This is a genomic window from Desulfonatronum thiosulfatophilum, from assembly GCF_900104215.1.
In the GTDB taxonomy this organism is placed as follows: Bacteria; Desulfobacterota; Desulfovibrionia; order Desulfovibrionales; family Desulfonatronaceae; genus Desulfonatronum; species Desulfonatronum thiosulfatophilum.
Genome location: NZ_FMXO01000009.1, coordinates 118,827 through 132,159, shown reverse-complemented (window position 1 = coordinate 132,159; position 13,333 = coordinate 118,827). Strand labels below are relative to the sequence as shown.

Genomic DNA, 13,333 nt, shown 5'->3' with positions numbered 1-13,333 from the left:
GTAGTTACATATGTTGCCGCTTAATGGGCAGAAAGTTTCCGGGGGGGAGTCTTCCGGCTCGATAGGATTTTGCATGTCTGTTTCCTGGGCAAGGTGATGGTAAACGTGCTGCCTTGTCCGGGTTCGGACTGCACGGCGATGGTGCCTCCATGCTTTTCTATGGTCTGATTGGAGATGAAAAGCCCGAGGCCGGTGCCCTTGCTGCCCTTGGATGAAAAAAAGAGGGTGAAAATCTTGTCCCGGGTTTCCTTGTCCATGCCCTTGCCGTTGTCTTGAACCGTGATGGTTACGGTATCGCTGTTCCCGGATGCGGACAACCGGACATGACATTGCTCTCTCTCACTGCCTTCGCATGCATCCACGGCATTTTCGAGAAAATTCACCAGGGCCGCGGAAAGGGCGTTGGGATCGATTTCAAAAGCGTCGAGGTCCGAAGGCAGGTTGCTTTCAAACTGGACACCTTCCTTTTCTGCTTTTGCCTTCACCAGAATGGCCGTCTGTTCGAGAAACTCGGCGACATTCATCTGCTGGAGTTCGGGCTCACGGGTTTTCGCATAATACAGAATATCCAGGACAAGCTTTTTGACGCGTCCGATGGTGCTCTTCAAGGTGTTCAGGGCGTCTTGAATCTGGGTGACGTGGTTGTTACGTAGGCCTGATTCCAGTCTGTAGATTCCGCCATCAAGGGCTGTCAGCATTCCCTTGACCCCGTGGGACATGGATCCGAGCATCAAACCGAGAGACGTCAGATGGTCCTGCAGACGACGGATTTCTGTAATGTCAGTATACATTTCCATGACCTGATGGATTTCGCCCGCTACGTTACGGATGGGTGAAGAAGTCACCAGAACATTCTTCTTTGCACCGTCACGGGTGGTGATAACTGTTTCCATCTGATGGCTTTGCCCGTCCTGGAGTGTCTTTTCCAATAGACAATCGTCACAGGGAGCTTCCCTGTCCTGCTTGGCGCTGTAACATCGCAGCCCCTCACCATCGCTGAACTCCTCCTTGAAGCGCCGATTGAGCTCGGCAATGGAGTAGTCCCTGTTTTGGACGGTGATATAGCAGGGCGCCTCGTCAAAAAGTCGCTGGTACTTGTGTTGCGTGGCCAGCAATTCGTCCTTGAGCCGGCTCAGTTCGGTCATGTCCACGGAGACGTTCAAGACCAGACCGACTTCACCCTGCTTGTTTGAAATGGGAGAAGTATGCATGGTCACGGGGATGGCCTCCTCGCCATGCCCTGCGAGAGTCGCCATGCTGCGCTGGCCGCGGCCACTTTTGAAAGTCAGGCCGACAGGGCATTCGTTGTCGGCGAAATCACGAAATAAATACATTTGATGCGTGTTCATGTTCGAACAGTCGCCGATACGTTCCTTGAACAGGTTGTTGCAGGCCACGACACGCATGTCCCTGTTGTGCAGAGTGACCAGGCAGGGCAATTCATTGAACAGGCCGGATTGGTTTTCCACCTCGGTGGATATGCTGGAGAGGATCGTGCTGAATTTCTCCACCATCTGTCCGGCAGCCGTTTGCCGTTCAAGTTCGACTATCCGCTGGGTCTTCTCATCCACGAGCCGCTCGAGATTCTCCGTGTAATCCTTGAGCTGGCGTTTCATGGACAGCTTTTCTCCGACACGGTTCAGAGATATTTCCAGGACGTCCTCGTTGATGGGTTTGGTGATAAAGTCAGCGGCTTCGTGCTTCAGGGCTTCGATGGCCAAGTCCAGATCGCCATGACCGGTGATGATGATCACTTCGACGTCAGGGTATTCGGACCTGAGGTGGCGAAGCAGTTCGATACCGTCCATTACCGGCATCTTGATATCGCTGAGCACGATGGAAGGTTGAAACTCACGATAAACCTGAAGAGCCACTTCACCGTTCTCGGCGGTTTTGACATCGTACCCCATCTCCATGAGGGTCAGGCCGAGAAAGCGGCGAATACCTTCTTCGTCGTCAACCAGCAAAATCTTCTTGTTCATGCCCAGCTCCATATTTGGATAAGTGGTCGATAGCGTTGAACCGCTGTAAGCCATGATCTAAACGTTAAAGCTCAAAAAACTCCCAACCAGCGACCTAGGGTACTTGATTGTGCTGCAAAGCACCAAGGCGGCTCCTGGCCGAACATTAAAGATCATGCGGAAAATATAAATAATTAGATGGGGTAGATATAAAAAGCAATAACGGCTGTAGAGGAAAATTATTGAGCAATACCAGTAGAGAGTAAGATTGCGAGGCCGCAATTCTGAATAATCCGGACGTTACCAGAGTAGTTGCGAATTGATAAAAAAAAAGCCTGCCTTGTGATTACACGTAGGCAGGCTTTGTACTGGATGAGTTGGCGTCAGCCGATGGTCTGCTTCACGATCTTCAACAGTTCATCCTTGTCAAAGGGTTTCGTCAGGCTGGCAACAGCCTTTTGAATGGCATACTGGTTGGAAGGTAAACCGCTGATCACGATGATGGGAATTTTTCTGAAATCAGGGTTCTGGGAAAACTTGCGATAGAACCGTGGTCCCCATTCATTGGGCATTTCCAGGTCAAGGGTGATCAGGTCGGGCATCTCACGAGCCACAATATCGTGGGCCTCGGAGCCGTCGTTGGCTTCAACAGTCTCATAGCCGTTGTCCTTGAACAACTGGGTCAGATAGGAAGTGATTTCCTTGTCGTCGTCGATTACCATGATTTTCTTAGCCAATGTACACCTCCTGCTACGACATGGAATGTGTTTCCAGTCCTTGAGGTTGTCGCCATCGATGTCCCAGGGATATCGATGGTGATTTCATTCCGCCCATAGTACGGCGGCGCCGAATAACCGACTGCCGTTAAATGCGCGTTTGTCAGCAAGAATTTGCTGCACCTCAGACCTTATCCGGCCTGTTCACGCTGACCACTGGGCAATTGGCCCGCAGGATCACCTGTTCCAGCGTAGAGCCGAGCTTGGCTTGTTCTGGGTCAAGATCCTTGGTGTTGTGGGCCAGGACGATCAGATCGCCCATTCGTTCACGGGTTATTTTGACAATCTCAACATACGGAATCCCTTCCCAGACGTCCACCTCAAAGTTCTTGAAGTCGCCCATTTTGGGACCGTATGTGTCGCGCAACCGCTTTCTGATGGCGATCAACTTGTCCTCGATCTCGTTCTGGGCCAGAACCTTGCTGGTAATATCCAGAGCGTGGAAAAGAGTCAGTTCGCAGTTAAACTCTTTTGCCATGGACAGCGCGTACTTGAAGGCGCTGTCGGACTGCTTGGAAAAATCCGTGGCAAAGACGATATGTGAAAAACCGCCCATATACGACGCAGATTCACGGTGAACGGTCATCACCGGACACTTGGCCGCCTTGGCAACACGCTGCAGCGTGCTGCCGGGATAGCCCTTGGAGTAGACTGCGCTGGAGTCGCCCGAATGCGCTCCCATGATGATCATGTCCACATCTTCACTGCGGGCGACACGAAGGATTTCCCGGTGCGGAAGACCCGTTGCCAAAATAATACGGGCGTTTTTGCAGTTTTCAAGCTGCTTGGCATAGGTGGTCTTCAACTCCTCTTCAACCCAAGCCAGGTATTCCGCGTCGACTTCAACGGCCTCCTGAGACCGCACATCGTTGACTTCCTGATACGAAAACCCCTTTTTGGGTACGCCGGCGACATGAAAGAGAAGCAATTCGGCATCGTAGCGCTGGGCCATTTCGAAGGCCACCCGTGCTGATCCGAAGCTGGCCGGAGATCCAGTGGTCGCCAAGAGAATTTTCTTTTTCATCTAATACCTCGTGTAAGCTGACTGTTGGTGCGGCTAAACCGGATTTATTCCTCTTCGCCTTCCTCATCCTTGGGCTTGAGATGCTCCGGAACGATCATCATTTTGATCACCAACGGTTTGAGGAAGGACCAGCGAATACCCATGGGATACTCTTCCTCAAGGTCGCGGATGGCGTCCCAGCAGTTGTGGCAGGGCGCGATCACCAGCTTTGCCCCGGTGTCCAGGATCTGCTCCCTTTTTTTGAGCAGGGCGATGTTGCGCTGGGGGCGATATTTTCCAATCCCGTTGAATCCGCCGCCACCGCCGCAACAATAGTTGTATTCCTTGTTCGGAGCCATTTCCACGAAATAGCCAGGCTCAACGAGATAACTGACAATTTCCCGGGTGATGTTTTTCAAACCCTGGTTGCGGACGTAGTTGCAGGAATCCTGCAGCGTAACCAGTTCCTTGATGCGCTTTTCCGGATCGATCTTGATTCTCCCGGTGCGCAGCATTTCAGCCAGCCATTCCACGTAGTGAATAAAAGGCTTGGGGGGCTGGCCGTCTTCGCGACCGGCCCAGTACGGTCCTTCGATAACCGTGGCCCGGTGGGCGTGGCCGCACTCCGTGCCCACGACACGCTTGGGCCGCAGCCTCTCAATGGCGTCATAGACGTGCAGGACGTTCTGCTTGCAACCTTCCCAGTCACCGGCGAAGAGGGTCAATGATGTCTGTTCCCAGCCTTCAGAGGGGACCGTCCAGTTTTCTCCGGCCACATGGAACAAAATGGCCGCCTCGGCGATGTCTTCAGGATAGTGTTTGGCTTCGCGAGCGTTGAGCGTGTACATGATGTCCGCGTCTTCCTTGTCCACTGGAATTTCCAACCCCGGCCATTCCTCGCAGTTCTCGTCGGCCATCCATTCACATGTGTCCACCCAATCCTCGGTGGTCACGTCCATCTGCGCCTTGTAGACTCTGTGCATGCCGGATCCGATCTTCAACTCCCAAGGCACGAAACCCTGCGAAAAGAGCAGGCCCCGCAAGTAGGAAAACATGATGCCCATGTCGATGCCGTGGGGGCAGAACTGGCCGCACCGGTTGCAGCAGGTGCACCAGCTCCAGGCAATGTCCATAGTTCTGCGCATGAAGGCGTTGTCAACCTTCCCTTTTCGTTTAACGATCTCTCCAAGGGTGGCATGGATCTTCGCAGCGGGAACCTGCTCTGGTTTACGATCATTGCATTCGTAAAGAAAACAGCTGTCCGCGCAAAGGCCGCATCTTGCGCAAATATTGAGCCATGTCTTCAGCCTGGATTTCATCGTATTCTGGATCGTCGCCCAGAGCTTGTCCGTGTCGACTTCCAGTTGTTCCATTTCCGCGTAGTATTGTTTGCCGCCCTTGTCCCCGAGCGTCAGCTTCAATTGCTCGTCGGTAACGATGGGCTGTTTGTTACAAAGAATTCCTTCGGGCATATTCTATCTCCCTGAATGTTAACTGTATAGAACCTGGGTCATTACCAGGACATTTGGGAGCCTTTCATCCCACCGCGCTTAATGCCGTAGTCCATGCCCAGTTGGGCACGGGTCATAAAGAAGAGAATTGCATGGTTGAGGCGGGTGAAGACGAGGCTCAACAGAAAAATGTGGCCTGTGATGATATGGACCAACAACCAGAAATGATAATCACCAACATTGTATCTGGCAATCAAGCCGGTCAAAAATGGCGCCACTGCGATGATGATCAAGACATAGTCGTACATGGATGTGAGGATTCTGACTTCCGGATAGGCAATGCGTCGAAGAATGAGGAAAATTCCGCCGACGACGACAATCCATGAAAGCGCGTCGGCCACGCCGCTGGAAAAGGCCGGGAGACGGATGCCCCAGCTGTCCTTGAGCATGATATTATGGGCTTCGAGAAAGATGGGGGTGAAGACCAGGCCAATATGGAATGCGAAAAAAAGGAGAGTGAAAAGAGGTTTTGCTCTCCATCCGTGAGATCCCCAGGGCAGAATCCAGAAAAAAATGGATCTGGCCGCGCCTTTTAAACCAAACTTCATATTCGGCCGGTATCCGACACGATCCAGACGCCAATCCAGGCCTCGGATGTATGTCACGACATGATAGGTCAATCCAACGACCACGATCAGGAATGTGATCCAGACCATTGGTCCCGTCAAAAAATTATACATGTGCGTCTCCTCGAGCATCACTGTTGTTGCGGGTCATGAGACAGTTCGAGCCTGTGGTCGCAGATGACGCGGGTTCGCTGTCGAACCCGGCGTCACTGAAAAAATGATGGGGCCTAATGCCCATGCTCGTTGCCTTCACTCTTTCGATGGGGGTTTTCAATAGGCTTCTTCTCGCCCATCAAAAACTGCCACCAGAGGACAGCGCCGATCAGGATGCCGCCCATGAGCAGGTAGGTGATCCCTTTGCTATGCAGATAAAACTCATGCAACGTATTGAATTCCATGTCTTAACCTCCCTGGTGGCTCAATGCAGAGCCTTGTATTTCGGATGCTCGAAAAAGACGGGCATTTTTAAGGAAACAAAGCGGAACACCACAAGACCGATGGTAACGATGAAGATGGAAATGATGATTTCCATGATGCTCGGAAAATACCGTGACTCCGCGGGTAAATGAAAGTTGTACGCGACAAGAGAGACGTTAAACCTGTTCAGCACGATGCCCAGCACGGTGATGACTGCCGTCCACTTGATAAGCGCGAAGTTTTTCTCACGAGCCGCCACGGCATAGAGAAAAGCAGGCAGGGCGACGAAACAGAGAAGCTCAACGAGAAACCACACGCCGTAACCGGTGGAAAAATAGTGCCAGTTGTTGTCGTAGGCGACACCGATCATTTTCAGCGCGAAGTAACCGAACAAGACCCAGGAACAGGCCTTGGCAAAGCTGAGCACGACGTAGTCGTGATTCTTGTTGTACTCGTCATCCATCATCCTGTGCAGATAACGATGCGACAACGCACCTTCGAACATAACCATCGAAAGGCCGGCCGCTATGCTGGAGACAAAAAAGAATATCGGCAAGTATGCGCTGTACCAGAGAGGATGGATTTTCATCGGTGCAATAAGATAAAGCGCTCCCAGTGAAGACTGGTGCAGGGTCGAGAGCACAACGCCGAAGATTGTCAGGACGAAGGTCAGTTTGATGAGGGGCTCGCGCAGCTTCTTCCACCCGGTCCATTCAAAAACCGCCGGCAGAAATTCAAGGAACAGGACCGTGAGGTACAAAAAGACACACAAACCTACTTCAAAGAGCAGCGACGTGACACCCTGCTGGACGAAAAGCGGATAGGGCAGACGCCAAGGACGACCGACGTCATAGTGCAGTGCAAGAACTACCAGGATATAGCCAAGTAATGCGGTCAGGAGCGCCGGACGAACAGCTGAATGGAATTTTTTAAGGCCGAAGATGTAGCAGGCCGCGGCGGTGGTATAGCCGCCGGCCGCCAGAGCTACGCCGCAGAGCAGGTCAAAGCTGATCCAGATACCCCAGGGATAGTTGTCGTCGAGGTTGGTCACCGCGCCTAATCCCCCTGTGAACCGGAGGACCGTGACGATGAGCCCGGCGATGATGATCAGGCCTGTCACGATGTTGAATGGCGTAAAGTACGACTTGGAGTCATTTTGAGTTACGTTGCTCATTTGCCGCTCTCCTCTTCCGGTTTGCTTTCCTGCTCTTTCTGAGCCAGGGCTTCTTTGACGGCCTTTTTCACTTCATTCTCCAGGCGGCGGTTGGCGGATTCTTCGGCTTTTGCCAAAGCCTCGGCTTTTTCGGACTCAGCTTTGGCCTTGGCCTGGGCCAGGGCTTTCGCGATTTCGTCCTCTTTTTCCTGTTGGGCGATTTTGTCTTTGCGCTTGTTGATGGCATAGATGCCGCCAAGCAGGATGGGCCAGACGCCCACGACAATCGGAACGGCCGCCAGTGCGCCGGAAGTCAGTTCGGGAGCGGATTTGGTTCCCAAATCTTCTCTAAGGCCGACCTGGCTGAAGGGAGCTCCCGAGATGTACATCCAGCTCGTGCCCCCCATCTCGTTTTCACCGTAGACATGATTCACATATCTGCCGGGAAAGGACTCGAATCTTCTGCGGGCCATTCGAATCAATTCGTCGCGGGGGCCGTAGGTCATGGCTTCCACCGGACAGGCAGCCACGCAACCGGGAAGCCGCAACTCGCCGGCCCGCATCTGCGGTCCGCACAGCGTGCACTTCATTACGCGCGGAGTGAGCGCCTTGTTGTATTCGTACGTGGGAATCTCGAAAGGACAGGCGATCATGCAGTAACGACAACCGACGCACACGGTTTCATCGTAGGCTACGGAACTGTCCGGCAGCTTGCGGAACGCCGCCACGAAACAGGAGGATGCACAGGCCGGTTCAATGCAATGATTGCATTGGTTTTTGCGAAAGACCGGACCACCAGGCAAGTCGAATCTGTTGACAACGGTATAGGTGGTCGCATCGGTTCTCCGAGGGGTCTTGAGAACATCAAGATTATCGAAAGGAACTGTCGGTTCCGGAAGATGATTGACCTTGTTGCAGGCCATTTCGCATCTCCGGCAGCCGATGCAGCGCGTGCCGTCGAAAAGTACTCCCGGAGTACCGTGAAAAAAACTGAAATCCCGGACTGCAGCCTTGGCCGGGGCCGGAGCTGCGAGTCCAGCCCCGGCTGCGCCCATCAATCCAAGGAATGATCTGCGTTTCATATATCCATCTCCTTACAGGCTATCCGTTATCTTTCTGTTTGTGGCAGGAGTAACAGTCAGTGGCCACGGGTTTCTCCAGTTCCATTTCCTGGTGACAGGCCATGCATTGGATGTGGTAGGCGGCCAAAAGCCCAGGCCGTCCAACCCGTCCAATCGGGGAACGCTGATCATGGCATGTTTGGCAACTTGGAGGCGTTGCGGAAAGCGGACTGTGATGGTGACACCCCTGACACATGGTTACCGGAGTTTCATGAAACACCGTAGCCAGGGAATTATCTTCCATTTTCTCCATCATGCTCAGGATGATCTTGCGGTGGGGCAGCTCGGCCGGTTGATATTCGTCAGCCAAGACATCAATTATCACGACATCCGGAATATCTTCCACGGAGATCAGCAACGGCTTCGAGGGACGTCGGTCAATGATCTGCTGCGCCAAGACCGCGCGCCCTTCCTTGTCCTCTGGGAGAACAAAGGGTTCGCGGGGCGGCATGCGTCCATTGGGCTGGGCAGGAATGAGCATTTCCGTGTAGTCCGAATAATCCTGAGCTGCTTCATTGTTGTTCCGATTCGTGGTGTCAGGATTCACGTGACACACTGCACAGCTTGCTGCCGGCGGCTCAGTGCCCCGCGGCATGGCGGCATGGCAACCCGCGCAACTGGGATCATTCTTGAGTTCGTTGTGGCAGCCGACGCAGCTGTACGTGCTTTGAGCTGAATGCATTGCCTTTTCCAGCGTGATGTAACCGCCTTGCTCCGTGCCCTGGAGGGTGTGGCAATCGGTGCAGGAGCTCTTCAACGTCTCATGGTGGCACGATCCGCAAGCATCGGTCTGGTGTTCATGCAGCTCGTGATTGAAGGCAACCGGATACATCAAGGTCGGGCGTGTGCCGTTAGTATTCTCGGGCATTTTTGCGGTCAGAAGAACCGCATCGGGCTGGTTACGCGGTAGGCGCGGCATTACGCCGTCCATTTCAGCGAGTCTTTGCTGGTTCTTGGTTCGCATTTCCAGCGATTGCGCGGTGCCGTGGCAGGAAGCACAGTCCAGGGGACCGTTGCGTTCCGCATTCGCTTCACGTTGATCCAGGTGACAGGTCACGCACTGGCCGTGAAATGCTTCCGCAAGATTCGACTTCACCGGTTCCTGCGGCTCCGAGGTATGGCACGAACGGCAACCTTCCTCTGTAAACCTGGTGTAGACGAGTTCTTCCTTGTCCGGATCGTAGTCATGGTGACACTGACCGCAGTTGGTTTCTTCGCCTTCATCCTTGGGGATCAGGTCGGAGCTCCAATGGATGTAGTGCAGCATGTTGTCCATGCCACCGGAGACCCACTCCTGGGCGGAGGTCGGCTCGGCGTGGCATTTGCGGCATTCGCCGATTTGCGGACCGGGATTTCGCATACCCGCGGCGGCATTACCGGCATGGCAGCTTGTACAGTTTTGGTGGTACAGATTCTTTAACTGCTCCGCGGGGGGATCTTCCAAGCGCATATACTTGAAAGAGATCACATCCTGATCATTTCTGATGTGACAGGCGGTACAGTCCTTGTCCTGTTCGGCCAATGCCTCGGTGTGCAAATCGTGTAGAAAAGGGACAGCCTGGGCCTGTTTCGTCGTTTGCTTTGCCATGGTCTGAATCATGATAAGATCCGCTCTGCCGGAATTGTTTCCGGAAGAACTGATCATGCTCATGACGTCGGCTTGTACTAAAAGCACGCAAATTACTACGAACAGGCAACCGGACAATCCCAGTACAAATTTCCTGTATGCCATGAAAATCGCTCCCTTTTTCACATACGTTGAGCGTGTTGCTTGCTGCCAATCGAATTGCCTCTGCCTCGTGTCCGCGTTTGCCGGCACTTATACATTCACCATGTCACCAGTACGCTCCTTTTTATGAAATTTTTCACGCTTCCAGAATCTGGATGCATTGATTCAACTGATTGAGGTGCCGCGGGCAAAACAATAACCTCTTTGCAATGGAGGGTATTTTCGAAAGACCGTAGAGCAAATCAGGGTCTTTTGCGGAAGCAATATAACCGCATCATTAGGCGGGTTTTTAGGTAGACTTGCTAGATGAGCCGGCGTGTATTGTCAAGCAGCTCCAACGTGCTTGTGAAAAAAATAGCGCAAATAAACACTGATTATTTGTCTGAAATTGCTGGTCTTTATGTCCTGTGGCTAAGATTGTGGGCCTAGCTCGTCTTCCGCGGAGTTGGCTGGTTTGCCGAAGGGGAGACAATCTCGACAATGAGGGGAAAGGAGAGGTTTTCAGGGAAGAAAATTGTTGCGATTCGTCTTGCCAGAACAAAACCCGTTGCCAAGCCGGCAGCAGCTCCAAGAAAAACATTCAGATCTTCATTGCTGAAAGGCATCAAACAACATGTTGCCGCCAGGACTCCACAAAAAAGCCCCACCAAAGGGATGAGAAAAAGAATGAACGGTGCTGCTGTTTTCGCTCTGTGCTGTTCAATCATCAGCACAGACTGGCCGACTGCCGCACCAATAGGGTTTTGCACGGTGATGACTCGAGAGGAAAGCCCCTGATCCTTACAGGGCGAGGCACAGGAACAGGTGGTGCATTTTTCAGAGGAATCCGGCAGAACTTGGGCCTGCAACCCTTGGCGGGATACAACCTTACCAGTAAAGGGCATCATGAATACTATGAGGGTGAAGTTTTGAGGACCGCGGGACTGGCAAGTCGCTATTCGGCTGAGCCGCTACAAGTTATTTGCCAATACAAAATCGTTGAAAAATCGACTCTAAAATTTCATCAGAGGTGATTTCTCCGGTAATTTCGGCAAGAATAACGCTTGCTGATTCGAGACGAACACCCAGCAGATCGTATGGAACGTTTTGCATGATATCCTCCCGCAGCCGTTCCAGTTCCAGGGCAGCCTGCTCCAGGGCCCCGCTTTGACGCAGGTTCAGGGTCAAGGCATCCGGGCGCGGCTCCGGGGAGTTTGCGATCAATCTGCGCCAGATTCGGTCTTGCAGCTCTTCCAAGCCTTGGCCGTTTTTCGCGGAAACAGGTACGACATCATACCCCTGATTGGAAAGGAAGGATTCTGTTTCCGGATCGCGTTTCAGGTCGCACTTGTTGGCTACGATCAGCGTTCTGGAGGGAGGATAGAGGGAGAGGTTCTGATCCTTCACGACGCCAAGGGGGGCTTGGGTCGCGATGTCCACCACCAGCAAAATCAGGTCCGCCTCATCCTGGAATTGTCGGGCCAAGGCCAGACCTTCACGTTCCAGAATTCCAGCCTCCTTGCGTGTACCAGCGACATCCACAAGCCGAAGACTCAACCCATGCAGCGTGATCCGTTCTTCCAGGTAGTCCCTGGTTGTTCCAGGTTCCGGGCTGACAATGGCCCGCTGCCGGCCCAGGAGCTGGTTGAGCAGGCTGGATTTGCCCGCATTGACTGCCCCGGAAAGAACGCAAAGCGCGCCATCGTTCCAGATGCGGCTTTGGAGATGTCCTTGCAACAAAATGCCAAGCTGCTTCCGGATGTCCTCTACGGACTGCAGAAACAACTCCGGAGACAGGCATTCGACCTCTTCTTCCGGAAAATCCACGGCCAGGCAGAGCTGGGCACGCAATTCCTCCAGGCGGTCACGCAATCCCTGAAGACAGTGCCGGAGTGCTCCTGACAATTTGTTCTGGGCAAGAAGCGACGCGGTGGGAGAAACGGCCGAAATGATTTCAGCCACGGCTTCGGCCTGGGTCAGGTCCATGCGGCCATTGAGAAAAGCCCGCTGGGTGAACTCACCAGGATTTGCCGGATGAACGCCTTCTTGGAGCAAGGTTTCCAATATGCTTTGCAGGACGACGGGCGAGCCGTGGCAATTGATTTCTACCACGTCCTCTCCGGTAAATGAACCGGGACCGGGCATGAAGGCAACAAGGACCTCGTCCAGGATCTGCCCTGTTCCATTGAAGAAGTGTCCGTGATGCAACCGATACGGGCGCAGCTCCCTGAAGGTTCGGCGGGAGGAGGCAAAATGCTTTGTCACGATCACCCTGGCGCAAGTGCCGCTGACTCGGATGATGCCGACGGCGCCGTGTCCCGGCGGTGTGGCAATCGCGGCAATGGTCTCCGTGGAGAGTGCGATCATGTCGCATGAGGCTGGTCGCCTGCGGAAGCCTCCATTGGTTCTTGGGGGGCTGGAGCACGAGGAATGATCAACACCCGTTTCATCGGGCCGTCGCCCTTGCTCTTGGTGTGGATATCCGTGATGGATTGCAAGGCCAGGTGAACAATGCGACGTTGATATGACGGTAGAGGCTTGGTGCTCTGCGGGGATGCCGTTGATTTTGCCTTTTCAGCAAGCGAGACCGCCAGGATGCTGAGTTCATTGTCCTGTTTTTCCCGAAATCCGCCGGCATCGAGCATGATGCGTACTGCGTTGGGCCAGCGACGAGCGATGATCCGGTTGACGACGTATTCCAGTGCGCCAAGCACCTGTCCATCCCGGCCAAGAAGCTGTTCAATGTCGCCCGTGGATTCAATGGTTGCCTTGATCATGTCGGATTGCTGTTCAACCCTGACCCGAGGGTTGTCCACGATGTCGGCGGTGATGCGCTCCGTTATGGTGCGGATCATTGCTTCAAGTTCGCCCAGGCGTATCCGAGGCTGGGCCTTGATCCTGGCCTTGCGTACACCTACAAGGCCGAAAATTCCCGAGGAACCGCCCTCGAGGATCGAAATTTCCAGCTCCTCACGGGGACATGAAAAAAAAGTACACGCATCCTCAATGGCCTCATCAACACTTTTGTTTTGAAAATCTTTTGCTTCGTTCATTCTGTAGTTGTTCTCCTTTACCTGCGCGTCGCAGCCGGAATGCGTCCATTCCGGCGCCCGCACG

Annotated in this window: 12 protein-coding genes; all 12 read right to left on the bottom strand. The window is 53.5% G+C overall.

Features of this window, described 5'->3' with window-relative positions:
• Window positions 1-20 precede the first annotated feature (20 nt).
• Complete coding sequence (locus tag BLP93_RS09060) at window positions 21-1,982, bottom strand: hybrid sensor histidine kinase/response regulator (RefSeq protein WP_092120278.1); 1,962 nt, start codon at window positions 1,980-1,982, stop codon at window positions 21-23.
• Window positions 1,983-2,344: 362 nt separating this feature from the next.
• Window positions 2,345-2,698 carry a DVU0259 family response regulator domain-containing protein gene (gene divK / locus BLP93_RS09055; protein WP_092120275.1) on the bottom strand — a complete coding sequence of 118 codons (354 nt, stop codon included), beginning with the start codon at window positions 2,696-2,698 and terminating at the stop codon, window positions 2,345-2,347.
• 163 nt (window positions 2,699-2,861) lie between these two features.
• The gene (locus tag BLP93_RS09050; protein WP_092120272.1) at window positions 2,862-3,761 is read right to left on the bottom strand and encodes a universal stress protein; all 900 of its coding nucleotides are present in this window, start codon (window positions 3,759-3,761) and stop codon (window positions 2,862-2,864) included.
• Between the two features lie 44 nt (window positions 3,762-3,805).
• Window positions 3,806-5,212, bottom strand: coding sequence for a sulfate respiration complex iron-sulfur protein HmcF (hmcF, locus tag BLP93_RS09045; RefSeq protein WP_092120269.1), 1,407 nt, complete (start codon window positions 5,210-5,212; stop codon window positions 3,806-3,808).
• A gap of 41 nt (window positions 5,213-5,253) precedes the next feature.
• The gene (hmcE, locus tag BLP93_RS09040; protein WP_092120266.1) at window positions 5,254-5,931 is read right to left on the bottom strand and encodes a sulfate respiration complex protein HmcE; all 678 of its coding nucleotides are present in this window, start codon (window positions 5,929-5,931) and stop codon (window positions 5,254-5,256) included.
• Window positions 5,932-6,044: 113 nt separating this feature from the next.
• A complete protein-coding gene (hmcD, locus tag BLP93_RS16655; protein WP_139162964.1) occupies window positions 6,045-6,215 on the bottom strand; it encodes a sulfate respiration complex protein HmcD in 171 nt (56 codons plus the stop codon).
• Window positions 6,216-6,235: 20 nt separating this feature from the next.
• Window positions 6,236-7,408, bottom strand: coding sequence for a sulfate respiration complex protein HmcC (gene hmcC / locus BLP93_RS09035; RefSeq protein WP_092120263.1), 1,173 nt, complete (start codon window positions 7,406-7,408; stop codon window positions 6,236-6,238).
• Entirely contained in the window at window positions 7,405-8,469 is a 1,065-nt protein-coding gene (gene hmcB, locus BLP93_RS09030) for a sulfate respiration complex iron-sulfur protein HmcB (RefSeq protein WP_092120260.1), read from the bottom strand. Before hmcB ends, hmcC begins: the two co-directional genes overlap by 4 nt.
• Before the next feature lie 19 nt (window positions 8,470-8,488).
• A complete protein-coding gene (hmcA, locus tag BLP93_RS09025) occupies window positions 8,489-10,240 on the bottom strand; it encodes a sulfate respiration complex hexadecaheme cytochrome HmcA (RefSeq protein ID WP_092120257.1) in 1,752 nt (583 codons plus the stop codon).
• Window positions 10,241-10,662: 422 nt separating this feature from the next.
• A complete protein-coding gene (locus BLP93_RS09020) occupies window positions 10,663-11,124 on the bottom strand; it encodes a SoxR reducing system RseC family protein (protein ID WP_092120254.1) in 462 nt (153 codons plus the stop codon).
• A gap of 70 nt (window positions 11,125-11,194) precedes the next feature.
• Window positions 11,195-12,583: a tRNA uridine-5-carboxymethylaminomethyl(34) synthesis GTPase MnmE gene (mnmE, locus tag BLP93_RS09015; RefSeq protein ID WP_092120251.1), complete on the bottom strand. Its 1,389-nt coding sequence runs from the start codon at window positions 12,581-12,583 to the stop codon at window positions 11,195-11,197.
• Complete coding sequence (locus BLP93_RS09010) at window positions 12,580-13,269, bottom strand: Jag N-terminal domain-containing protein (protein ID WP_092120439.1); 690 nt, start codon at window positions 13,267-13,269, stop codon at window positions 12,580-12,582. Before BLP93_RS09010 ends, mnmE begins: the two co-directional genes overlap by 4 nt.
• Window positions 13,270-13,333 lie beyond the last annotated feature (64 nt).